This is a genomic window from Psychrobacter sp. NPDC064578 (assembly GCF_044901245.1).
Lineage (GTDB): Bacteria > Pseudomonadota > Gammaproteobacteria > Pseudomonadales > Moraxellaceae > Psychrobacter > Psychrobacter cibarius_C.
The window spans coordinates 374444-399727 of the sequence record NZ_JBJDPI010000004.1; the positions used below are offsets into that span (position 1 = coordinate 374444).

Here is a 25284-nt window from a genome sequence, read left to right on the forward strand (position 1 = left end):
ATTAGTCTTTTTATATACATCAAAAACAGGCTTATTACTTAGTAGTAGTAAGCCTGTTTTTGATGTAATGAGTCTCGTAAATGTGCAACGAGCAGTTTTAACTTTTGATCCGGTTGTCTGGCCTTAGGATAAACCGCATATAGCCCCAGCTTCTTGCTGGTAAAACATTGTAAAATCTGCGTGAGTGTATTTTTCTGTATTTCCTCATAGATCAACACTTGTGGTAAAAAAGCGATACCTAAATCGCTAAGCGCGGCTTGCTTAATTGCACTCAGATGATTGCTATGAAACCGACCATTGACAGATATTAATTGCTCTTTGCTGTCTATATATAGCGGCCATGTACTGTTAGCCGTATTATCAAACTTATAAACCAAGCACTCATGATTCTGTAACTGTTCAGGAGTTTGAGGCGTACCATATTGCTTTAAATAGGCTGGAGTCGCGCATATAATCCATTGGCTATCTATAAGGCGCCTTGCAATGAGTGAGGAATCTTCAAGCACAGCGGTCCTTAGTGCCAAATCAAATCCTTCCTCTATCAAGTCAACCAATCGATTGGTAATTTGTAACTCTACTGATACTTCAGGGTGTTGTTTACAGAATTCGGCAATAGATTCGCTAAATATGAAATTCGCAGAGACCACAGGCATGGTTATACGTATATGGCCTTTCATATCTTCGCCGTAACCCGTGACAGCATTTTCAGCTTCTTGAAAGGCGGATTTAGCAATTTTAGCTTTGTTATAAAGCGCCCTGCCTGCATCGGTTAAGCTCAACTTTCTAGTGGTTCTATAAAGCAGTTGTGTATTTAAGTTCTCTTCTAATCTCGCAATGCGCTTGCTCACTACTGAGTTCGTCAATGATAATTTTTCAGCGACTCTAGAAAATGACCCTTCTTCAACAACTTGAACGAATAAAATCATGTCGTCAGCTTTGGTCACACTTGTTCTCCAATTGCAGTAATGTGTTTCTGATTATATCAAAAAAGGAAAATAACATTGTCCATTGATGCAATATATCAATGAATTAACAAGGCGTAGACTATTCCAGGGCGTTTTTGACATTGGGACATAAACTGTCGCAAGTCGTGCTCGGCTTTTTCTGCAAGACAGATTTAGTAAATAAGCAGTCCCTATTTGTGAATATTTAATACAACTTAGTCATCATGGGTTCGTCAAAATAAAGGCTTCGATGACTTGGTTCAGGGAAGATCACACAATCAAAAGGATGTAATTTTGAATCAAACAATATATGGGCTTTTGGCATTACTGCCAATCGTTCTCTGTGGTATTTTTCTGATAGGTTTGCAATGGTCAGCTAAAAAAACAATGCCAATCATTTTAGTGGTTACCGCAGCGCTTGCCATTTTTATATGGGATATGACGCTTAACCGAGTGTCATCATCTATTATTCAGGGTTTGGTGATTACGGTTTCGGTATTGTGGATAGTCTTTGGTGCTATTTTTTTGTTGAATACATTAAAACATACTGGTGCAATCGCCGTTATCCGTGCTGGGTTTACTAATGTATCGCCAGATAGGCGTGTGCAAGCCATTATTATTGCATGGTGCTTTGGCTGCTTTCTTGAGGGTGCCTCTGGTTTTGGTACAGCTGCCGCTATTGCAGCGCCTTTGCTGGTGGCAGTAGGATTTCCGGCGCTGGGTGCAGTGCTGATGGGAATGATGATACAAAGTACACCTGTATCATTTGGTGCGGTCGGTACGCCTATTGTGATAGGGGTAAATGATGGGTTAGATAAAGCTGCCATTAGCGCTCAACTGGCACAAGAAGGAGTACAGTGGGGCGAATTTTTACAACTGATTACCAGTCAAGTCGCCATTATTCACGGTGTCATTGGTACGTTTATGCCACTTTTTATGGTGATGATGCTCACTCGCTTCTTTGGTAAAAACAAAAGCTGGCGGGAAGGCTTTGCGATTTGGCCGTTTGCAATTTTTGCAGGCTTGGCATTTACAATCCCTTATATGATAACCGGTGTTTTTTTAGGGCCAGAGTTTCCGTCACTGGTCGGTGGCTTGGTCAGTATTCCTGTCGTTGTTAATGCTGCTAAAAGAGGGTTTTTGGTACCAAAAACCACATGGGATTTTGAACCGCAAAAAAACTGGCCGAGTGAATGGCTTGGTAAGTTAGTGGTCAGTAAAGAAGATACTACGCTGACCTTGAGTGATAAGAAGATGTCCACCCTTATGGCGTGGTTCCCTTATTTACTGGTTGCCCTTTTACTGGTGTTTTCAAGAGTATTTACAGGCTTTCAGTCTTTACTTAACAGTGTGGCAGTAGACCTAACCTCGATTTTAGGTGAGACAGATATCAGTGCCAGTTTTAGTCCTTTATACTTACCAGGTGGCTTGTTACTAATTAGTGCTTTGGTTGCCGCCGCTTTTCAAACTAGAAAGCCCGTCAGCGCCCTAAACAGTGCCTTTAAAGAATCAGGCAAGACTGTACTAGGGGCTGGATTTGTACTTATTTTTACGATTCCAATGGTTAGAATTTTTATCAATTCAGGCATAAACTTATCAGATGTGGCGAGTATGCCAGTCGCCAGTGCAGAGTTGTTTTCAGGTACTTTTGGCAATGTTTTTCCATTGATTAGTGCAACCATTGGTGCTTTAGGTGCATTTATCGCAGGCTCTAATACCGTATCTAATATGATGTTCAGTCAATTCCAATATGAAGCCGCCATGAGCTTACATATTTCACCTTCTCTAATCATCGCGGCGCAAGCGGTTGGTGCCGCAGCCGGTAATATGGTTGCCATACATAACGTGGTGGCTGCATCAGCAACGGTGGGTTTACTTGGTATGGAGGGCGCCACACTTAGGCGTACTATTTTACCCACCATATACTATGTGTTGTTCTGTGGCATCATCGTCATGGCCGCCATTTACATTTTTGGTTTTCAAGGGCCCTTAGCATGATGAATGACACACAATCACAAGATAAGGAGCATCATATATCTTCGTCAAATCGCGCTTCTCAAGGCATGCTTAGTCCTGATCAGGTGTTAGATAAACTAACCAACTTGCTAGGCGCGAGTAATGTACAGGCTGATCCAGAGAAAAATGAGCACTATAGAATGGGGTGGCGCTCTGGTGGCGGCAGTGCCTTAGCGGTTTTGTTTCCGCAAACATTGCTGGAGATTTGGCGTAGCCTAGAGGTTTGCGTTGAAGGCGACTGTATTGTCATTATGCAAGCGGCAAAAACAGGCCTGACTGAAGGATCAACACCGAGCGGTAATGACTACGATAGACCCGTTGTGGTGATTAATACGCTTGCCATAAACCAGTTGTATTTAGTGAATGATGGCAAGCAAGTAATTAGCTTGCCTGGGGCGACATTGCATCAGTTGCAAAGTCAGCTTAATGCTGTCAATAGAGCGCCTCACTCTGTCATCGGTTCCTCGACATTGGGAGCATCTATTATTGGTGGTATATCTAATAACTCTGGTGGAGCGCTGGTTAAAAGAGGGCCTGCTTACACCGAGCTTGCTGTGTTTGCCCAAATAAATGAACACGGTCAACTGGTTCTAGTCAATCATCTAGATGTAGAGTTAGGAAATGCTCCGGAAGAAATATTAACGAATTTGCAAAACGGTCATTTTGATAAAAAAGAATTACCTGACAGTGGTAAGCTCGCATCTGACAGAGAGTACATCGCCAGAGTAAAAGACGTTGATGCAAGCACGCCCAGTCGCTTTAATGCGGACAAGCGCAGACTGTATGAAGCAAGCGGCTGTGCTGGCAAGCTTGCGGTGTTTGCAGTACGTCTTGACACTTATCCAATAGCGGCAAAAGAGCAAACTTTCTACATAGGCACCAACAGTGTGAGTGAGCTTGCACAGCTCAGAAGACAGATACTATCCCGCTTCGACAATATCCCTGAAGTGGGCGAGTATATGCACCGTGATATATTTGATGTCTCCGCTAAATACGGTAAAGACACGTTCTTGAGTATCAAGCATCTCGGTACAAATGCTTTACCTAGATTGTTTTCTATCAAAGGCGCTATGGATGCAAAGTTCCATAAATGGTCATGGATGCCAAAGCATTTTACTGACAAAGTCATGCAGTTTATCGCTACTCTATTTCCAAAGCATTTGCCCAAGCGCATGATGGAGTACCGCAATCAGTATGAGCATCACTTAATCATAAAAATGAGTGATGAAGGTATAGCAGAGGCTCAAGATTTTCTGAAGACGTTTTTTGATGCGTCGGATACGGGTAACTATTTTGAATGTAGTCAGGAAGAGTCAGAAAGCGCACTTTTAAATCGTTTTGCCGCAGCTGGTGCCGCATTACGCTATGAAATCATACATGAAAAAGAAGTCGGCGAGATATTAGCGCTGGATATTGCCATACCACGTAACGAGCTAGAGTGGCTTGAAAGCTTGCCTGAAGACATTGAAAAACACTTAGAAAAGAAGCTGTATTACGGACATTTCTTTTGTTATGTGTTTCATCAAGACTATATCTTGAAGAAGGGCAGTGATGCCAAGTTTGTTAAAAAGATGATGTTAGAGCTATTGAGCGCACGCGGAGCCAAATATCCTGCTGAGCATAATGTCGGTCATCTATACGAAGCAGAGCCTGATTTGCAGAATTTCTATAAAAGTCTAGACCCAACCAATAGCTTTAATCCGGGTATTGGTAAAATGTCGAAAACCAAACGTAATTGCTCGTGCTGTGTGTAATAGTGAGTGTGGGTTGAGCTTGCCGCTTCAAAAATAAGCCAATTGCATCCATCGTTTAGCACTAATCAATAAATAATTAGAGATTCAAAAATATTACATAGATATCTAACAGAATAAGGGCAAGCGTATGATTATTTCATCTCCAAACGACTACAGGGCTGCTGCCAAGCGCCGACTGCCACCATTTCTATTTCATTATATAGATGGCGGTGCTTATGAGGAATACACCTTAAAACATAATGTTGAAGATTTATCGAAAGTTGCCCTTAGACAACGTGTACTGAATGATATGTCACAGCTTAGTCTCGAAACGCAGTTATTCAATGAAACTCTGTCTATGCCTGTAGCGTTGTCACCCGTGGGTCTGACAGGCATGTATGCCCGCCGCGGAGAAGTGCAGGCCGCTATGGCAGCCGATCAAAAAGGCATTCCGTTTACCATGTCGACAGTTTCGGTTTGTCCGATTGAAGAAGTGGCGCCTAAAATCAACCGTCCAATGTGGTTTCAGCTTTACGTATTAAAGGACCGAGGTTTTATGAAAAATGCCTTAGAGCGTGCCAAAGCGGCGGGGTGTTCGACCCTAGTCTTTACGGTGGATATGCCGGTACCAGGGGCACGCTACCGAGATATGCACTCTGGCATGAGCGGTAAAAATGCTGCTATGCGCCGTTACTTACAGTCTATGACGCATCCGCAATGGGCATGGGATGTAGGACTAAATGGCCGCCCGCACGATCTGGGTAATATCTCTACTTATTTAGGTAAGCCAACAGGATTGGAAGACTATATAGGCTGGCTAGGTAATAACTTTGACCCCTCTATTTCTTGGAAAGATTTAGATTGGATTCGGGAATACTGGGATGGACCTATGGTCATCAAAGGTGTTTTGGACCCAGAAGACGCCAAAGATGCGGTGCGTTTTGGGGCAGACGGCATAGTCGTATCCAATCATGGTGGGCGACAACTGGACGGTGTTTTATCCAGTGCACGGGCGCTGCCTCCTATTGCCGATGCGGTTAAAGGAGAGATTAAAATCTTAGCAGACTCTGGTATACGCAATGGCTTAGATATTGTGCGCATGTTGGCTTTGGGCGCTGATATTTGCATGCTAGGGCGCGCCTTTATTTATGCGTTAGCAGCGGATGGCGGTGCAGGGGTAAGCAATTTGTTAGAACTGCTAGATAAAGAAATACGCGTCGCAATGACCTTGACTGGTGCTAAAAAGATTGCTGATATTAATTCTGACTGTTTGGTAAAACTGGATAATTAAACCGAGGCTATAGATTTTGTCAGTACATGAAGTGAGCTCATGCAGATAAGATACCGGAGATTAGAAGCCGTCAGCTTGGTCGTTGATCATAAGCGCGAGGTTGCAGAAATTCCAATATCTAGGCTACCAACAATCGAATGTTAGGGTGTTTTGGTTGTTATGTGATGATTAGGAATGAGACGCTATGCAAAGGGCTTATTATGCACTGTGAATGCTAATAGGCATATTATTGTTGAGTGATATGATCAACGTAAAGTAACTATTACGTTGAACCCCTGAGCTTATCTATATAATCAGCCCAAGCTTGCATCATCAGTATTCGAGTATCAATTTCATCTAATCGGTTATAAGCGCCGCCATGCGTATCCTTTATTTGATGTCCTAATTGCAGCTCAGTCACGATATCTGAATAACGCAGCTCAGGTTGTTCCATTAGTAGAGTTTTCGCTGATGCTCGAAATCCATGAGCGCATTGAACATCCTTATATCCAAGCCTATGAAATATTTGCACTAGCGTTGCTTTACTAATATAAGGATTACTTGAGGCTCGCATCGATGCAAATACATATTCTTTATGTCCTGTGACTGATTGTATTTTTCTTAAGCGCGCAACTACTTGCGTGGCTAAAGGAACAACTAAGTGCGAGACCATGTCATCACGACCTTCGCCTTTAGTAGGAGAAAACTCCCATAGCTTGTTATCCCAATCTATATCTTGCCAACGCATAGACCGCAAATCGATACTACGCACAAAGACATACGGTAGTAAATTCATCGCTTCTAATGTGGTTTTACTTGCACCTTTGAAATTGGACATATCGTTCAGGAGGGTGGCAAACTGATCAGGCTTGGTAATGGCTGGTAAGTGGTTACCTGAGCTAGCAGGTGCGAGCTCGCCACGTGTATCAATAGCTACGTTTCTATCGCATAATCCTCTTGCGACAGCAAATGAGAAGACCTTTTCAGTATAAAGCCGAGTGCTGGCACCAACGAAGGTTGCTTGATTTTCATTGTTTTGAATCGCCTCACATACACTCAATATCATCTCGCTTGTGATATCGTTCATTCTTAAGTCGCCAATTTCTTGGCACATGTATCCTAGACACAAATCCCAAAATTTAAGGGTTGAGTCACTAAACGCGCGCTTTCTAGATTTACTATGGTGACGACTTGACGTTTTGTGATCTCGCCACGCTTGTGTGATTTCAGAAAATGTGGCGTTCTTTAGATGAGCATACTTATTGACTTGCTCTTTTTTATGAATGGCTTTAGGGTCGGAGCCTTGTGCGACCATGCTAAGTATAGTTTCTGCTTTATACTTAGCTTCATATAGACTGATATCTTCGACCTTACCTAGCATCATTCTAGGGCGCTTACCATCGATATGGGGATGAGCGTACCGTAAGTAGTATTCCTTTTTACCATTTGGATAAATACGAATACTTAAACCCGCGATACCTGAAACACTGATCGAGTAATCTTTATCTCGGCATTCAAGTTTATTGATATCATTTAAATTATCGACAGCCATGATGTACATCCGTCAGCTTTATAAGCTAGGTAAATTGTGAATGTTAATCTATTATCTCTATACTTAGAGTTAGAGCAATCTTTGCGCACGTTTTATGAGTCCTGAAAAGCGTCTTCTGGGAAACGTAGATAGCTATTGGACACTAATATGGACACTGTTATTCATTAGTGAGTTTATAAAACCCTTTAAATATAAGGTTATAAAGTATATTCATTCCCAAGTGAAGGTTGGGGATGATTGTAGTATAACGACTGAAGGAGGAGTAGGCTATGCGTTTATTGAGCTGTAGGTTATTATTACTGGTTATTTTGGTCAAATAATTGGAGTTAATATAAGATGAATGCTTTTCCTAGCATTTGATTGAGCATATTTTCGACAAAAACCATGCTCCTGTACGTGCACAGAATATAAAAATTAGGGGCGTAGTACTGTTCTGTGCAAATTTGACGGTTGTTAACTCAGTGCTTTAGATGGAATTATATTACGAATAGTGAGGGGGTTTTTGATAACTTAAAACAAAAAGTATTACAGCTTAGTTGGCAATGATACTCGCCACTATAAGGTATATCTAAACCAGACTTGCAGACAGGTCAAGTAAGAGTATTGTAATATCATACCTGCGCTATTAGAACTGATATGAAGTAACAGATATCAAAAAGAGTTATGATTTTTGAGCTAAGCTAATAATCTATAGGTAGTGATATCTTTATATGCCTAACGTATTGCAAAAGCATTCGTACCAAAGAGCCAGATGATTAAGATGCTAACAATTGAAAAATGATAGCGAAATTGGCTATTGGGTGATGATTAGTAATTAGGAATTGGATAAAGTACTGATTAGACATTCTGGCAGATGTAGCCAATATGATGGTGACACATAGAACGAACTCATCAAACAGTTTAGCTTTAAAGCTTCGATGAGCGATAAAGAAGATTTAGTTAAGGTTTACCATAGTGATGAGTGCAATACATGTGAAACGGTTATTAACTAAACTAACTAGTTGTTTATGATACATAACATAACCCCATGAATTTGCTATCAGGTACTACTTATTGGATTTATGTTTATATAGAATTTACTTCATATAAGATATTTAAAATAAATCTATATTAATCATATATTTATATAATTATTTAGGTTAATGTATTTTTTATATATTCATGAATCTTCTAGATTTACCTTAATTTTAGCAACAATATTGGCTTTATTGGTCTTTAGTTCATGAACCTGTATAAACTATTAATGAAGATGGTTTAAAGTGAGGAAAGGCGCATTGAAGTTAACTAAGACGAATATATGTGATATATAAAAGGTTATAATACTAATATCTGATTCAACCCGACATATATTGATTATATTGAATTCTCAAATTACTTAGATGGAATTAAGCATGACATTCAACTCTTCATATCTATACACTCCCTCAAGTTCTGAAATAATGCTACCTATTGAAAGTAAAAGAGATATTTTACCCATTGATCAACTGAAATGGGAAGACTTTGAAAGATTATGTTTGAGGTTAGCTCAAGCACATTATGGAAAAAGCAACTGTGAAGTTTATGGTACTAAGGGACAAAAGCAAGAAGGAATTGATATTTTTGCTCATAAAAGTGTTAAGTATGCATCGTATCAATGTAAACGATACCAAACTGTTACTGAGAATGACCTTGAAGAAGCTGTAAATACTTTTAAAAAAGGCGAGTGGTTTGGTAAAAGTGATGAATTTTTCTTCTGTACAAGTTGCACACTTGAAAAGACCCAGATACAAGAAAAATTCTTGGAATTAAAGAATAAACTCATTGCACATGATATTGATTTCATCAAATGGGATAAGATACAGATATCTTTAATGTTAAAAGAGTATCCGCAAATTGTGTATGATTTCTTCGGCAGAGAATGGGTTAAGGCGTTCAACGGAGAAGAATTCTTAAATAATATTAGTAGGGAGATGAAGCTAGACGCAGTTCAAATCGCTGAGTATAGAAAAAAGCTATTCAACGTATACGCTACAATTTTCCAAAAGTATGACCCTAGTATTCCTGCGATTAAATTTGGCAATCATACTATAAATATTCAAGACAGATTTATAGTACCTGATTTTATTGAAAAACGAACAACTCACCAATATCACCGAATTGAAGACATCGAACAATCGGAGTACGAGGGTAGAGAATTTCGTGACAAAGATAGCCAACAAATAAAGCCAGAAAGCTTATCCTTTGTAGATTACGAAAGTGAAGTTAGATTAAACCTAGATGATAATCTGGCCACGTCTGATAGGTTAATGATATTGGGAGAGCCAGGTTCAGGGAAAAGTACATTACTGCGTTATTTAGTTCTAGATCTACTATCGGAAGAACCACAATTATTAAATACTGCAAAGCAGTGGGGAAGATTATTACCTGTTTGGCTACCATTCGCCTTCATTACAAAAAAATTATACGAAAATGAAAACCTAAACTTAGCTGAGTTACTAAGACTGTGGCTTAACAGTATTGGGGAGGAGACTCTTTTTGCGTTAATGAATGATGCATTAAATGATGAAAGGCTCCTGCTTATTGTAGATGGTGTTGATGAGTGGACAAATTCTGAGGTAGCAAAACTAGCTATATCAAAGATTGAAATTCAATCTTCTATGAAAAAGACAAAGATAATCTATTCCAGTAGACCTTATGGCTATCGACTACAAAAGGATTACTTTCAAGAACTTAAAATTTATACCATAGCAGAATTTTCAATTAATCAACAAAAACAGTTTATAAGTTATTGGTATAAAAAATGGATGGAACACCAAAGTCGAGATGAAATAAATTTTGTAAGAACTGAAACAAACCAGTTTTTATCTGAGTTACAGCAATCTAAGGACTTATTGAAGTTAGCAAGTAATCCATTATTACTTAGCATACTAATTTCACACAGGTTCGAGAATGCCACCTTACCAAAAAATAAAGTAAGACTTTTAAGCAGCATTACTGAATATCTAATAAAAAAACATCCTATCAAAAGAAGAACTTCAGCTAACATCTCTGATGAGAGCGAACAAGACTTTGATATTGCTGATATTTATACTGTTTTAGCGAAAAATATTCACCAAAAGTATCATGATGGCATCATCTTAAAAGATGATGCTTGTAAAGTTATTCAAGACTATCTACAAGAGGAAATGGGTTACGAAAAACCTAGAGCAAAAAAGGTTAGTCAAGATATTTTAAATATTGCTGCTAACAATATTGGTATTATCATTGAAAAATCGCCTGATGAGATTGCATTTATACATCGGCAGTTTCAAGAGTTTATGACTGCTAAATTCTTAATAGACTCTGATGCGACTGTTATCAAACAAATGCTTAGGGAATACGCTCATGACCCTCAATGGAATCCAGTTATTCTATTCTTTTTCGGTTTGATACCGCCGCGAAGAAAACAAGATTTCATAGAGTATATTTCTATATTAGAAGAAAAAAGTGTAGAGCTTGGCTATACTAAGTTATTAACCTATTCACTAGGGTTAACTCTCAATAATGCACCTATAACAATTACAAATCGCTATTTAATAGAACTAATTGAAGAGTTTGAATATGAAACACACCCCAGCAAAAAAGAAGCCTTGTGGAACGTATTGCTAAGCGCACTTTATAATCCTAAAATCAATGAAGACGTTTTTACTTATTTATTCAAGTATTTTCCAAATAGGTACAAATATACTGATAAACGACTTGAAACATTAGAGTATTTATCTATTGATAAGCTTACTAGTAGTATAAAACAGTTCATTATTAAGTCTATTATTAATGGTAATCGTCATCAAAAACTCGAAGCGTCTAAACAGGCTAGACAATTTATTACCGACCCATGGGTTTTTGATAAAATTGTTAAAACTCTAAATGTTTGTTACAACCCTGAAATCATCGGCTATCTAATAAATACTCTTATTTCTGATAAGGTAGAGAAAACAATTAAAGAAGATATAATTAGAAAATATGAATTTTCAGAGCATTCTGAAATATCTTTATTTGTTATAAAATTAAAAGTCCACATGTGTACCCATAGTAGTGATGACTTAGATGAATTGATAGCTAAGCAAAAAGATATCACTTACACCCTTTATGATGAAGTGGAGCAGACCTTGATCTCAGGTTGGAGTAATAGCGAAGAGCTTTATCAGTACTTAATGGAATCACTTGAAAAAAGTGTAACTAATACAACCATTAGCCATGAACATGCTTGGTCTATCTTATTTAAATGCTTTAATCAAAGAGAGAAAGTTGTTGATAGAGTTGTTCATCAAATAGAGAATGAAGAATATCCATTTTTAAATATCCATAGAAATGACCAATGGGAACTTATTGCTGATAATTTTAGAGACAACACTAGACTTATTCCTGTTATTGAGAATTGGTTGAAGAGAGCAGACAAACATGATGTTATAGAAACAGCCTATGCTTGCTTAATAGGGCGAACCGAAGAAAATAAAAACTATCTTCTTGAACAGTTAACCGAATCAAGCTTCTCGCATTGGCAGCTAATGGCATTAACATCTGGTTGGCCAGATAACAAGAATGTGAAAGATAAGCTCAAAATATACTTTCGAAGTAATAATAAACGTAGAGACTATTCTGCTGGTTATATTAGCAGTATATTTGCAGACGATAAAGATGAAGGTATCAGAATATTAGAGGATATTTTATTCAACCGAGAATTACGTGAGCGTAATAGAGCGTTGCCAGCACTTATTGAGCTCGATCGAGAATATTTTGAAAAAAATGTTCTCGATCAATTTATAGAAAATGAGTTGCCACTACTTAATAAAGACTGGGGTAACTATTATCAGGCCTTACAAACCTTAATAAATAATTTTAATGATCATACGATAATTAAGCGACTCGCAAAACATAATTTTTTCAAGCTTCCTGCTGTTGTCCTACAAAACTACCCAAATATGATGCAAGATTTTGAGATAATGCTCTCTACATCTATGCCTGTAGCAGATAGGTTTAGATTGAATTTAATCGAAGTGTTAAGTCATAGGTACTTCTTAAACAATCTTCAAGTGACTGATAAGTTAAGTCTTTTTATGGAGGAGCAAAATTTAGAAATCAGAATGGCTTCAGCTTTTATATATTTTGAAAACCTAAAAGATATTTCACCTGATGTGGTTTTAGAAAATAGTAACAATCTAGTTTTTTATTCAGGAGAAAGCCATGAAGTGCAGAGGCAAATTGCTTTCGGGGGTTATTTGAAATTAGGAAAGCTAGAGGAGTATTTTACTTTGGAAGATACTATTACACGTTATACTGGGGAATCTAAAGAAAGAAAACTAGCTAGTCCTAAAATTAACTTATCTGATCATCAAAGAAATGGTCATATTATTATTCATTTGCTAATTGAACATTTTGACTATATTTTCAATGTTATAGATAGAGACTTAAGTAGAATTTCAATGTTCGGAAAGACAGACGGATATAGCCAAAGCCAATGGGGATTTATAGCAAAGCATTCAGATAAAGATTCACCCAGCACACCTTATATTATTGATTATATTAATAAAGAAAAGGATATTAACAATTTTGACCTGATTGATTTTTTAATTAGAACATCATCTGATACTACTGATTTAAAACAAATACTTATTACAAATGTTGATAATAAAGACGAAATAACCGCTATTAAATGTGGTAAGTTGCTTGGAGATATATTTAGCGATGATGAAGAGGTTTATAGTCTAGTAAACGATATAAAAAGTGTTCATGAAAGTCCAGGTAGGTTGATGGCATTATGTCGTGGCTGGCCTAATGATCAATTTTTAAAAGATATCGTTAACGACTTATATGAAAATAAGACAAGATTCACAGCCGATCTGGCGTATACTATTAAATTTAAGTTTGGAGATATAGACAATATTATAAATTTTTTACAAAATCTATTCGATAATTATAATGAAGCTCTCTACATGCACAAGTTCTTTTACCCACTTCTTTTACAAAGATTTCAGAACGATGAAGAATTGAGAACGACAATGAAAAATTTATTGTTATCCACCAATTCTATCTCTGAAAAGGTTTCATCATATGCGTTACTTGAAAAATCGGATGGTATTGACCAAGAAGTCGTCGAATGGAAACAGAAAGAGTTATTATCAAAAGAAGCATATCGATTCGGCTATAATATTACTGAGAACAAACTAACATCACTTATTGAGGTTCTAGACGAAAATAGTTATGGCTTAACATTATTTAATTAAATCTAGATAATGTTCTAAACAGAGATGCTGAGCATTGCGGACCAATAATATGAGATTCACCTCTCGACTTCAGAGGTACAGTCTAATGACTAAAACTTTGCGAGAATTATGAACTAATAGTTCTCCACAGAGCCAAGCACGTATTCAAGAAATGACTGATAACCTGCTTTTAGAAGGCCAGCTTTACTATATTTTTGAGGAATTAAGCAACCGTCTGTTCTAGCAATAAAGAAATGTAGTAATGGTCCTAAGATTTCAATTACAAAAAAGCAGGTTGAAGCGATGAGCAGTAAACTCCGTATTGATATTGAGATTCCAACCGGAAAACATATAGGTTTCAATGTCTGAACTGCCCTAGAGGGTATTCTGAATTTTTGTAAATGATAACAGTAGCTATAAAAGCTAATTATCTTTGAGTACCAGTTCGGTATAATGAGCATGTAATAATTCGTACACTTCTTCAATGGTGGCAATTCGCCCTTCCACAAAATCTTCAAAGATATGCTGCGTGTCTGGGTTGACAGAAAAGTTGCCTACAGAGAAACTTCCAGCCGTTATTGCATTTGCATGACGACGCTTGGCTATTTCATCTTGACTCACTAAGACAGCGCGATCATAAATTATTGGCTTTTCACTTTTATTGTCTTTCATACTACCTTCTATTAGTTGCAATGAGCGAATATAGTCATTTTTGACTTAAGATTTAAATATATTGTTTTTCATCGATATTCACAGATAATATTATTATATGTATAAGTATGTAAGCTGTTTACAACTAAGTGCGGTAAAAAGATAGAGTATTAAACTGAAACATCCAAGCTATTACCTCTCTTTTAACACTCGATAGACAGTAGCAACTCCAACACTGCATGCCTTAGCTATTTCGTCTTTTGTCATACTATTCTGACCTGCTAACTCTCTAATACGTTTATGCTTTTCTTTATTCGCTTTCTTACCTGATGGCTTATAGCCACTATTGGCCAATCCCTGTTTAATACGTTCTCTGCGCTTGTCATTATCTAATTTAGCCATTGTCGCTAGTAAATCGATCAGCATGTTATTTACTACAGCTAAGATGTCACCAGTCATGCCGCCATTAATTTCATGCGTAGTAGGTAGATCTGCTACTACCAGTCTGAGACCTTTATCTTTAATTCTTTGTTTTAAGACAGCGAAGTCATCTTGTGATAGTCGGCTAAGTCTATCTACGCTCTCTACCAATAGAATATCATCTTGCTTGGCATCATCAAGTAACTTGTTTAATACCGGTCTATCTAACTTAGTGCCACTGTAATTCTCGATATATTCAACATAGCTATCATCATAACTTTTGCTAAAGCTAATCAAGTCAGCTAATGCTCTTTTAGCATCTTGGTCTTTGGTGCTGGCTCTTACATAAATTCTGACCGTCATAGTATCAACCTATCATTTAGACTTGTATTTTGATATTTAGTGATAATACTATCATTTAATAAATAAAAAAACTCTAATGATAGACTGATTATCATTTAATTATTTTACTGTTTAAGAATAGGCTAATGATAGTACGCTTGAAGTGGTTTTACTGCATTAGTCTAATTTAAGTGGTCTATTAATGGGTTGGAGGGGTGAAATAGCTGGTTCCCTTGGAGTATACCTTCACTTGTTCGGTTCGCTATACAGGCATTGAACTATAGCCTAACTCTCAGAATGTTAAGTCCCAGGCAATCTGGGGGCGGTTCAGATATTCACCACCAATAAGTCGGATACTGCTTATCCTTACCTAGATTATTATAAATCAGCGCTACCATGACTAAAACGATTGAACCAATTAAGGTGGGTGTTATCAAAAAACCCCAATTTACTGCACCCAGCATGACTATTAAAGGGTTAGACCCAGCAGGTGGATGAGGCATTCTAAATATCAGCATTAGCGCAATGGCAGTACCAACAGCAGTTGCCATACTCCACCAGTGAATACCAAATAATGCCATAAATACTAGCCCCGTAAAAGTCGCAATAACATGCCCACCTATAACATTTCTCGGCTGGGCAAAAGGGCTGGTAGGATAGGCAAATATTAGTAAACAACTTGCGCCAAACGATCCTAAAATCATAATAAGTTCTATTGAGCTTCCTAATATAGCAAGTGTTGCCGTAGCAATGGTGCCACCTAGCCAAGCCACTATTATCATCGATAATGGCAATCTCTTTGGGCATTGGTTTACTTGACCACTTAACTTATGCCAATTAAAGAATGAATGCATACTTATTCCTATTATAAATAAAAAAACAAAAAAGCATTGTTTCAAGTATACTGATTGGTATACGCACCAAGTATACCGAACGGTATACATAAATGCTATCATTATTATTACTGAACAAAGATAACAGGAGTAGAACCAATGGAATTGCGAGATACTATTCTACGAAAAAGCTATGAGCTCTTTTATAAGCAAGGCTTTCACGACAGTGGAATAGAGCTGTTAGCAAAGCGAGCAGGGACTACCAAGCGGACTTTGTATGCCCATTTTGGTAGTAAAGAAGGATTGATTGAGGAGGCGCTTAAGTATCGTCATCAAATGTTTATGACTCAATTAAAAGATGATTTTGATAATTTTGAGATTGAAAAAGTAGCAGATGTTGCCACTTGCTACTTAACATTCCTCAAGAACTGGACTTCATCAGAGGACTTTTATGGTTGTATGTTTATCAATGCTTGCGCAGAGTATTCAGATAAGCAATCTTCACCGCATTTAATTGCCAATCAGCATAAAACTGAGGTTAGGCAAGGGCTACTTGATAAGTTTGAACAGATAAATGCGGAAAATGCTAAGCAGAAATCTGACACTTTGTTTGTATTTGGTGAAGGTATTATCGTTGCCGCGCAAACAGGTCAGGAGTCATTAGAGTTAAATGCTGAGTTTTTCAGGGCTTATTGAATGTATTTGTTTATCTGTATAGTGGCAACTACTCTACTCGGGATTTTTCTTAATCTCATCGGAGTAACGTATGGTTTTCTATTATCGGGAATATTAGTTTCACTTTTTTTTGTGACTTATACTAAAAGGGCAGTCACACATGCATTTTATTTGCCATATATTCAAATAGTTCTCGGTATCTCAACAGGATTATACTTTGAAGACTGGTCTATGGAGGTACTGTACATAACTGCTGGAAGCATTATTGTCATGATATTCTGTCTTATCCTTCAATCCTTCCTATCTTTTATTTGGCTTCATAAAAAAGCAAAATGGTCCAAATTGGATTCAGTCCTTGCAGTATATCCTGGCTCTCTAGCGGTAGTTATTGATATGTTTAATATCACTAAAGTGAGTCCAAAGGTGATGATTACTCATATAGTGAGGTTGTTCTTATTGACTATAATTTTGACTCTATTTGGACCAGTGCAGTATGTTGCTGTAGGTACAGTGAGCGATACTTTTACTATAGAAACGTCAATAGTATTGATGACGTTATTAATCTCATTTGCATTCTTAGGTAGATTATTAGTAAGTTACCGAATACCTGCTCCATACTTATTGGTTTCAATGTTAATGACCATAGTTCTAGTCAAGTTTGGATTATTGGCTGGTTTTACAGTTCCTTCCTTAATGATTGATAGTGCCACTATTGTATTAAGTATCCTGATAGGGTCTTTATTCGCTGGTATCTCATTTCAAGAGTTTAAAAGTAGCGTCAAAGACAGTGTCGTTGTTTTTTGTGTAGGTATGATCTGTACTGTGATCTTCTCTATTATAGTATCAAAAACTCTAGGTATAGAGTTCTCACAACTTTTTCTTTCATACGCTCCTGGTGGAGTTGAGACAGTCACGGTTATCTCAGTGGCTTCAGGACTAAATGTTATGTTTATTCTTTCACATCATTTGATAAGAATACTTATTCTACAGTTGGCGCCAGTGTTGTTTGCCTCCAAATTGCGCAAGCCGTGAAATGAGATTAGGAGCTGGCTATTCAGTAAATTAAGTATCAAAATACCAAGAAAAAATCCGATACTCTATTTGTATAGGTATACTCAAAATAACAGATGTTAGAGTGATTTTACCATTCTAATATCTGTTATTTTGGTGTCCTCGTATAGCTCTTCATTACATTGACCATCAGACTCAAAATAAAATTTTTCATAGAAACTAATTGCAGATAGATTTGTCTTTAAAACCCATAAAGATAGACTAGAACAGCTATTACATTGAGAAGCATCGATTAGGGCTGAATTCATTAACTTTGCACCTATCCCTAAATTTTGGTATTGCGGCAGAAGATACAGAGTAGTTATTTCACACTCGTGATCTTTCTTAAAGTAAGAAATAAATCCTACAGCAGTATTCTCAGCATCATATGCTATCCATGTATTTACACCAAAGCTAGGTAATACCTTCTCCCACATGTTCATTTTCTGAGATAAATTGTTTTCTTTGTCTCTATACGTTTCGGGTAAAAGGTTCGAATACGTAGCATTCCAACTTTCAAAGTGTATATGAGCAATATCAGATACATCGTTCTGGTCTGCCTTCCGTATAAAAAACATATAACACTCCATAGCTAATATTAAGGTAATACTACAGCGTAGCAAAATGCATCATCTGAGTTCTCATCTGATTGGTACGTAGATAAGGAAATATCTTGGCTATCAGGATAATGTTTTAAAATTAATTCAATTTTATCAATAATACAATCTTCCGAATCTGTCATCTTCCCGTTGTACACAGCTTGTTTAAAGCTCTCACCTTCGTGTAGTTTAATTTCATACTTACTTTCTATTTCTAGTAGTTTTGAAAAAATACTCATATTTGATCCACTTTTTTAATATTATTTAGATAATCATTGTATAGGCTTTTTCATGTTTCAGTAAGCCTACATTTCGATGCCTGACTGGTTCGCCATAGGTATGGTCTAAAAGAGCCTGAAAAGTTAATCAGCAGATTATACGTCAGTAAGAAGCCATTATTTGCTAGACTCATATGCTTCGGTTTTAAGGGATGTTAGAAGCTTTGATCTATAAAATTATCTCAAACAAGCATCTGCGTATGGCACTAATATTTTTGCTGATTCAGCAAATTGTTGTTGCTTCATCAACGTTTTTTATTGCTCGCCTTGCACAAAGTCTGACCGAGGACACTATTTCAATTTTGTATATGGTGCTATTTGCCCTCTCTTTAGTAGCGGTTTATGTGCCTGCGTATTTTTGTGTCACCAATACAGAGCGAGCCAAGTACGACGCTCATAAGCTATACAACGATAATTTTCATACCGTCTTCTTAGGCAAGACCTGTCTGTTATCCAGCGACGAGTTACAGAGTACGGCAACAACAACCCTCGCCCAAGAAAGTAATTACACCCTTGAGACAGTCATTGATAGTATTTTTGATATTTTAGCGTTGGTACTCAATGTCTTATTCAATGTATTGGTCATTGCTTGGTTTTTAGATGGCACCTTACTGCTTGGTTATGCAGTAGGTATTATTTTCGCCTCCCTGTTTGTGCATTTTAGACGACACGCCCTAAAATCGGCTGCCAAAACAGACCAGCAATCACGGCTGAATTTAACCACTAAACTTTTTGACAGTTGGGATAATGTCGTTATTTTCAATAAGCATAATTACACGCTCTATAACAATATGGTTCAAAAAAGCTTCGAGACAGCAAAGAATAATAGCGTTAAATCTACATCGATTCAGCACATAAATTCAAGCTTAGGCATGATCATACGTATGCTGCCTGTCTTTGTGGTCACTGCTTTTATTTTTAATAAAAATTGGCAGGATGCTTCGACAATGGCAGTACTAATTGCCACGCTGCCAAGACAAATTCAGCTATTACAAATGTGCTATGCCTTGATTGGCTACCATACGAGTATTGGCGTTATCAAAACGATGCTAGATGGCATTTTGGAGGTTTTACAACCTACCACTGTGGATTTAGATACCTACATTTAGGCAAACCAAATACGGGTGAAGCAAACAGGGAAAATTTTTGATTCAGCACAACTGCCAAGCAAGGTAGAGTAACGTTGGTTGGTAATAATGGTGTTGGTAAATCTTGTGTGTTGCTCAAGATCAAAGACCACTACCAAGAACAGGCTTACTATTTACCCGCTAAGCATAATTTATATTTCAATTACAAAACAGACAAAGCCCATAGAGGTTCAACAGGACAATAACTCATCAAGCAAATTCAAGAAATTAGAGAGGACGACCAGAGTACGATTGTCATGCTTGATGAATGGGATGCACACTTGGATAGAGAAAATACTCAAATCATAGATCAATATCTTGATGAGCTTGCCCAAACAAGACTTGTAATGGATGTTAGGCATTGATTAAAAAGTGCTTAATCTGCTCAGTAAGTACATTGTGAAGTACACCGCTGTTATCTCAATAACTAAAACCATTGACACTCTTAGCCTATAGTTCAAGTCCTCAATAGGGGTACCGTATCTTCAGTATGCTATGAATATCTTTATTGACAATGGGTATCACCAACATTAATATTCAATCTTTTAAATAAACATACGTTCATTTATTAGGATTTTTGATGCGGAAGTTTGTCCTAGATTACCCAAAGGGGAGTTACCGCAAGTTTTTTATTGTGGCTTTAATCCTAAGTTTTGGTTTTTTCATAAACTCTTCTATAAATAAAGACATACCAAACATCTTAATATGGCTAGGAATATTTTTAGCAGTATTGAAGCAAGTTGTCATACCTATAGATCTAGATCAAAAACTATCTTTATCGAAAAAAAGGTACTCTATAAGTGATGATGATTTCATAAGTCATTACAACAGTAGTTCTATTACTCATAATAACAACAAGGGTAAAACTTGGCATAAATTAATAATACTGGGTGATGATATTTCGTCCCTTTTGCTTATTGCTGTCATAATCTATAGCATATTTGGTTAACTGAATTATATTAGTAAGCCATAACAAAACTGTTATGACTTACTAATATAATGAAAAGCTTGCTACTCAAATCTGTTCAGCTTCTAACTTGGCTACTATATCCTTAAAAACCGCTTCAAAATGCTGGCTGTCAGTACATCGCTTGAATGCGTTACCATTCCAAAACCCTAAATGAAATGTGATTATAAGTCGCTTTTTATCCGCAGTTATCTTTTTAATTTCAGTTAGGTTAACAATTCCATTATCTACAACTATAAAACTTGGCATATCAATCTCTTTCTATGGTTTTTATTAATAATAGGTAGCTATAAACTTTACTTGGTCTATTTGGTTTCAGTGTCAGAGCCGGGGGACTTTATCACTAAACTGTCTCAAGATAGTTTGAGACTCAACACTCTGAGAGAGTATAAAAAAGCTTATTCATTGAATCGTATGTAGGTACATTATGGTAAATGAAATTAGACCGGTTTTAGCCGGCTAATTTAACAGAGAAAAAGCCCCTCCTTGAGAGGCTCTTCTAAGATGATATTCTCGAATAGATGAATATATGTATTTTATTCTTCTAGCTTTCTAGCTTTCTAGCTTTATATTTAGCGACCATGAACTGTGCTAATAGTATGCCTGTAAGCATTATTATGGCACCTATCACTTGAATGGCAGATAAGTTCTCGCTTAAAAGTAAAGCTGCGAAAAGAGTAGCAAAAATAACCTCTAAGGTCGCAATTTGACTTACAACTGCTGGCGCTAGGTACTGCTGCGCAGTTATGCCTGCTAGATAGGCAAAAACAGTAGATACTACAGACAGCCAGATTAGTAATACCCATAATGGTACATATAGGTTACCAATCATAGCAACATCATGTACAACAGATCGCCAAGGAAAGCTGGTTATAGGACTCAAAATGTTGAGAGCAATGGAGCCTATGGATGTACCTAAAGCTATTAGCACAAGAGGTTTATGAGTTTTTAGACCATGTTCCGATAATAAGAACCTTGCAGCTAAAGCAATTGCTGTGCCTAATCCTGCTACGACACCAATAACGTCTAAATGAAACCCAGACCAAGCTTCACCTACCATGAATAAGCCTATCAAAACAGACGCCACGCCTATCCATATAGCTGGTGGAAAAGATATGTTTCGAACAAATCTTATCCATAAAATGATTAGTACTGGAGCAAGGTATTCTAATAATAGGGCAATACCTACGGGTACTCTTGAAACTGCGACTGTATAAAGAAATTGGTTAATACAAAAGGCAAGTAGACCGAAGCTTATTAGCATAAGCCATTCTGAACGAGCTACTAGTAATTGTTTAGGGTATTTAAATAGGACTAGTAATAGTAATAATAATGCAGCTACTGTCATTCTAGCTTGCGTAATCTGTAATGCAGTCATATCAGCAGAAGCTAGGGCTTTCGTGACTGGAGCACCAATGCCAAAAAATAATGCTGAGCTTGCTGCTAGTAAGATACCAAAAATTGTAGGATTGATAACTTTCGGCGATGTAGATTTCTGTATATCAGGTGCTTTACTTTGCATATCTACGCTACGTCTTTTTAAAAGTTATTTATAAAAATAAGGGTGGCATCCTAGTGAAGACCTGAAATTTTGGCTGTAGGCTAATAATATCAGCTGTCTCTCAGGATGTTGAGTCTCCGATAATTCCAAGGTGGTTCGATTAAAACTAATAACACTTATTCAGAGATAATAGACTGCCACCTAACTTTATCAATAGACATATTAATAGTCGTCCATTGCTTACCATCAACCATTATATGTTGATTTATCAGCGGGTTTTTGACAAAGCCAACTTGCTCATAGCATTTGATAGCCCCCACATTCCAATCATATACATTTAAATGCACGTATTCACACGCCATATCATTGAAAGCTTTGTCCAATAATAGCTGTATGATTTTTTTACCTAAACCTTGACCTCGCATATCAGGATGACCAATCAGCACTCTACATAGCTTAGAAGTCTTATTATCTTCACAGTAAATCTCTGCCATCCCTATAATTTGGGGGTTCAGTAATCCATTATCATGACTTTCTGTGAAAGTAACTTTAAATGAATACCTTCGGCTGTCGTTTAAATATTCTTTTATTTGCTCTTTATCAATAGGATGTTGAAAAATGCCACCGCTAAATTGAATCAATTCATGTTCATTACTAATCCAACTATTTAAAAAATCATAGTCATCAGCTATAAATAGTTCTAAAGATATCATCACCAATCCTTATTTAAATTAACCGCTCATTATATTAGCAGAACGCTAAAGTAAGGGTATACAATTAATAGTTTATTAGGCTTTTTGACCAGACAGGGGGATAAAGATTTAATAGTAGAATTAGTAAAAGGACTTGGGGTAAGATTGAGGCTAAAACGGATTTTGAATTGACTTAATAAGTGAGGAGTTTTACTTAAATGAATGACATAGATATTGAAAGTTTTTTAAGTGAACTATATATGAAAGGTCAGATTAACGACTCAAAATCTATCAACAAAATTGATAAGTACCTTAATATAACGCCAGAGACAGGTAAGTTCCTAGGTCTGCTAGCTCAAATCACGTCAGCAGAAAGAATATTAGAAGTAGGTACTTCAAATGGGTATTCTGCTGCTTGGTTAGCATTATGTACTGACGAAGACGTTCAAATCACCACAATAGAAAACGATTCTAAGAAGGTTAGCGCTGCAAGGGAGAATTTTTTAAGTACAGGCTTAGTGGATAGGATTAAGATTATTGAGGGTGACGCACCCATGATCTTATCAGAAATGAGTAAAAGCTTTGACTTAGTTTTTGTTGATATGGATAGAAAATTGTATTTAGATATCTTGGAGGATGTAATACGGTTAACTAGGACAAAAGGCGTCATTGTATTTGATAATGCAGTCTCTCATAAGGAGGAAATGACAGACGTTTTTAATTATTTCAATGGTAATTCACAGTTTCACACCTACTTAGCTCCCATTGGTAAGGGTGAGTTCGTGGCGCTAAAAAAATGGTAGGTCGCTGCCAAAGTCGACATATAAATCAAATAACGATTCGTATTTAAGGATAAATATAATGAAAATCGGAATACGTCATGCTGAGCCAGAAGATGCAGAGGCATTGCAAGCCATTTATACCGATGAGGCCTTATATGCTAATACTTTGCAATTGCCTATGCCGTCAAAGACCCTATGGCGCACGCGACTAGCGGAGATACCTGACAATATGTATGTATTAGTGGCTGAAATTGAGGGCGAGGTGGTGGGGAATCTAGGGCTTGAGACCATGATATCAAAACGTCGACGTCATGTAGCAAGCTTTGGGGTCAGCGTAAAAGCCGCGTCACAAGGAAAGGGGGTGGGGCGAGCGCTTATAACCGCTGCGCTGGATTTAGCCGATAATTGGCTGGATATAAGGCGTATCGAGATTACTACTTACACTGATAATACTGGAGGCATTGGTTTATATAAAAGCTTGGGCTTTGTAATAGAAGGTGAGATGGTGGATTATGCTTATCGCAACGGCGAGTATATCAATGCCTATCAGATGGCAAGAATTCGAGAAGCTAAAAATGGATGATGCTGAGTCTAACTATGGCGAACCAACCAGGGACTTTTACTGGTTCGGTTCCCTAGTGAGGGCTCGAACCCTAAGCTGTAGGCTAATGGCATCAACGATTTTTCTCACTGAAGTATTATCAATGTACTCCGTTGTGTACATACAGTGAGCTTTTGGATTTTTATTTAGTAGAAGCGCTATTGCTCTTAATAGAGTTACAGAAACCGTCTAAGTTACTGGAGATTAAAATGGAAAGGTATAAATTATCACGTCTTCTACCACACAATAAAATTATAGATTACATTACGGCATTGGATGAGGATCAGGATCAGGATGGTTTAACAACATTCATGATATACAATGCCGATGATTATGGGGTTTATCTGATAACCCTTTTAGATGAGATTGCAAAGAAAAAACACACTTCTTTTTGGTATGTACAATTAGGAATATTATGTACGGCTTTCTTACCTCATTTAGACGGTGCTAATTTATCCGCCTTATATTATTACATTCAAGCTCATGAGTTAGATCCGAAGGATGCTTCCTTACTAGATGGCATATTATGTTTTGGGCAAGCACCTGATTTTATATTGACTGAAGAGCAAAAGAAGTATTATGCAGCTAAGCTTCTAGCATTAGAACCTGAAAATGAAAAAGCTTTGGCTATTATTAATTCGTGATTGGTGCGCTATACAGGCATCGAATTGATATTTTTAATACTGGCTGTATTTATAATACCTAACTAGTTTCTAGAAGTTTCAGTATAGTTTCAAGGTTGGGTGACTTCTCAAATTTTTCAGAATCTTCGTTAGTTTTTTGCCAGCTGGACTTTGCGCTCAAGCAAAAATCACCGGCTACTTCCACGAAATCCTTATCATTATTTAATTCGAGTAAGCCTACAGGTATCCAATAGTATTTTTTGGCGAATAGATTAGGGACAGGACTTCCGCAGTTACCACAAAAGTGGGAGTTATAGTTAAGTCTTTATAAAATCGATACAGCCCATATCATGAAACAGTTTAGGTAGATTATTCTCCATCCATCCTTGGCGTAGAAACTTAGCCTG

20 protein-coding genes and 1 pseudogene are annotated in these 25284 nt (G+C 37.2%); 11 read left to right on the forward strand and 10 right to left on the reverse strand.

What is annotated here, in order from left to right; genetic code table 11:
* Window positions 1–38: 38 nt before the first annotated feature.
* The gene (locus tag ACI2JM_RS06840) at window positions 39–944 is read right to left on the reverse strand and encodes a LysR family transcriptional regulator (RefSeq protein ID WP_205628039.1); all 906 of its coding nucleotides are present in this window, start codon (window positions 942–944) and stop codon (window positions 39–41) included.
* Window positions 945–1238: 294 nt separating this feature from the next.
* Here ACI2JM_RS06840 and ACI2JM_RS06845 point away from each other — a divergent pair, with 294 nt between their 5' ends.
* From ACI2JM_RS06845 to lldD, 3 genes are all read left to right on the forward strand, one after another.
* Entirely contained in the window at window positions 1239–2942 is a 1704-nt protein-coding gene (locus ACI2JM_RS06845) for an L-lactate permease (RefSeq protein WP_060491118.1), read from the forward strand.
* 65 nt (window positions 2943–3007) lie between these two features.
* Window positions 3008–4714, forward strand: a complete 1707-nt coding sequence (dld, locus tag ACI2JM_RS06850) for a D-lactate dehydrogenase (protein ID WP_404643159.1) — start codon at window positions 3008–3010, stop codon at window positions 4712–4714.
* A 127-nt stretch (window positions 4715–4841) separates the two neighbouring features.
* Window positions 4842–5984 (forward strand): FMN-dependent L-lactate dehydrogenase LldD, encoded by a 1143-nt coding sequence (gene lldD / locus ACI2JM_RS06855; protein WP_404643106.1) that lies wholly within the window; start codon window positions 4842–4844, stop codon window positions 5982–5984.
* A 262-nt stretch (window positions 5985–6246) separates the two neighbouring features.
* Here lldD and ACI2JM_RS06860 read toward each other — a convergent pair whose 3' ends face one another.
* Window positions 6247–7515, reverse strand: a complete 1269-nt coding sequence (locus ACI2JM_RS06860; RefSeq protein ID WP_404643107.1) for a tyrosine-type recombinase/integrase — start codon at window positions 7513–7515, stop codon at window positions 6247–6249.
* Window positions 7516–8906: 1391 nt separating this feature from the next.
* Here ACI2JM_RS06860 and ACI2JM_RS06865 point away from each other — a divergent pair.
* Together ACI2JM_RS06865 and ACI2JM_RS06870 are read left to right on the forward strand one after the other, a co-directional pair.
* Window positions 8907–13757 carry an NACHT domain-containing protein gene (locus ACI2JM_RS06865; RefSeq protein ID WP_404643109.1) on the forward strand — a complete coding sequence of 1617 codons (4851 nt, stop codon included), beginning with the start codon at window positions 8907–8909 and terminating at the stop codon, window positions 13755–13757.
* Between the two features lie 142 nt (window positions 13758–13899).
* A pseudogene (locus tag ACI2JM_RS06870) lies at window positions 13900–14105 on the forward strand (hypothetical protein).
* Between the two features lie 54 nt (window positions 14106–14159).
* On the opposite strand, the gene ACI2JM_RS06875 reads toward ACI2JM_RS06870, so the two are convergent.
* From ACI2JM_RS06875 to ACI2JM_RS06885, 3 genes are all read right to left on the reverse strand, one after another.
* Complete coding sequence (locus tag ACI2JM_RS06875; protein WP_404643111.1) at window positions 14160–14408, reverse strand: antitoxin VbhA family protein; 249 nt, start codon at window positions 14406–14408, stop codon at window positions 14160–14162.
* A 171-nt stretch (window positions 14409–14579) separates the two neighbouring features.
* Window positions 14580–15170, reverse strand: a complete 591-nt coding sequence (locus tag ACI2JM_RS06880; RefSeq protein WP_404643113.1) for a recombinase family protein — start codon at window positions 15168–15170, stop codon at window positions 14580–14582.
* A gap of 314 nt (window positions 15171–15484) precedes the next feature.
* The gene (locus ACI2JM_RS06885; protein ID WP_404643115.1) at window positions 15485–16003 is read right to left on the reverse strand and encodes an HPP family protein; all 519 of its coding nucleotides are present in this window, start codon (window positions 16001–16003) and stop codon (window positions 15485–15487) included.
* A 138-nt stretch (window positions 16004–16141) separates the two neighbouring features.
* Here ACI2JM_RS06885 and ACI2JM_RS06890 point away from each other — a divergent pair, with 138 nt between their 5' ends.
* Both ACI2JM_RS06890 and ACI2JM_RS06895 read left to right on the forward strand, forming a co-directional pair.
* A complete protein-coding gene (locus ACI2JM_RS06890) occupies window positions 16142–16678 on the forward strand; it encodes a TetR/AcrR family transcriptional regulator (RefSeq protein ID WP_404643117.1) in 537 nt (178 codons plus the stop codon).
* The gene (locus tag ACI2JM_RS06895; RefSeq protein ID WP_404643119.1) at window positions 16679–17689 is read left to right on the forward strand and encodes an AbrB family transcriptional regulator; all 1011 of its coding nucleotides are present in this window, start codon (window positions 16679–16681) and stop codon (window positions 17687–17689) included.
* 98 nt (window positions 17690–17787) lie between these two features.
* On the opposite strand, the gene ACI2JM_RS06900 is transcribed toward ACI2JM_RS06895, so the two are convergent.
* A complete protein-coding gene (locus ACI2JM_RS06900; RefSeq protein ID WP_404643121.1) occupies window positions 17788–18285 on the reverse strand; it encodes a GNAT family N-acetyltransferase in 498 nt (165 codons plus the stop codon).
* Window positions 18286–18305: 20 nt separating this feature from the next.
* Window positions 18306–18545 (reverse strand): hypothetical protein, encoded by a 240-nt coding sequence (locus tag ACI2JM_RS06905; protein WP_404643123.1) that lies wholly within the window; start codon window positions 18543–18545, stop codon window positions 18306–18308.
* 239 nt (window positions 18546–18784) lie between these two features.
* Here ACI2JM_RS06905 and ACI2JM_RS06910 point away from each other — a divergent pair, with 239 nt between their 5' ends.
* Window positions 18785–19693 (forward strand): hypothetical protein, encoded by a 909-nt coding sequence (locus ACI2JM_RS06910; RefSeq protein WP_404643125.1) that lies wholly within the window; start codon window positions 18785–18787, stop codon window positions 19691–19693.
* Window positions 19694–20726: 1033 nt separating this feature from the next.
* On the opposite strand, the gene ACI2JM_RS06915 is transcribed toward ACI2JM_RS06910, so the two are convergent.
* From ACI2JM_RS06915 to ACI2JM_RS06925, 3 genes are all read right to left on the reverse strand, one after another.
* A complete protein-coding gene (locus tag ACI2JM_RS06915; RefSeq protein ID WP_404643126.1) occupies window positions 20727–20927 on the reverse strand; it encodes a hypothetical protein in 201 nt (66 codons plus the stop codon).
* Between the two features lie 295 nt (window positions 20928–21222).
* On the reverse strand, window positions 21223–22200 hold the full coding sequence (locus ACI2JM_RS06920; protein ID WP_404643128.1) for an EamA family transporter: 978 nt from the start codon (window positions 22198–22200) through the stop codon (window positions 21223–21225).
* Window positions 22201–22355: 155 nt separating this feature from the next.
* Window positions 22356–22892, reverse strand: a complete 537-nt coding sequence (locus ACI2JM_RS06925) for a GNAT family N-acetyltransferase (RefSeq protein WP_404643130.1) — start codon at window positions 22890–22892, stop codon at window positions 22356–22358.
* A 197-nt stretch (window positions 22893–23089) separates the two neighbouring features.
* Between ACI2JM_RS06925 and ACI2JM_RS06930 the strand changes: the two genes are divergently transcribed.
* From ACI2JM_RS06930 to ACI2JM_RS06940, 3 genes are all read left to right on the forward strand, one after another.
* Entirely contained in the window at window positions 23090–23674 is a 585-nt protein-coding gene (locus ACI2JM_RS06930) for an O-methyltransferase (protein ID WP_404643132.1), read from the forward strand.
* 58 nt (window positions 23675–23732) lie between these two features.
* Window positions 23733–24236 (forward strand): GNAT family N-acetyltransferase, encoded by a 504-nt coding sequence (locus ACI2JM_RS06935; protein ID WP_404643134.1) that lies wholly within the window; start codon window positions 23733–23735, stop codon window positions 24234–24236.
* 152 nt (window positions 24237–24388) lie between these two features.
* Window positions 24389–24898, forward strand: coding sequence for a hypothetical protein (locus tag ACI2JM_RS06940; protein WP_404643136.1), 510 nt, complete (start codon window positions 24389–24391; stop codon window positions 24896–24898).
* Window positions 24899–25284: the final 386 nt, after the last annotated feature.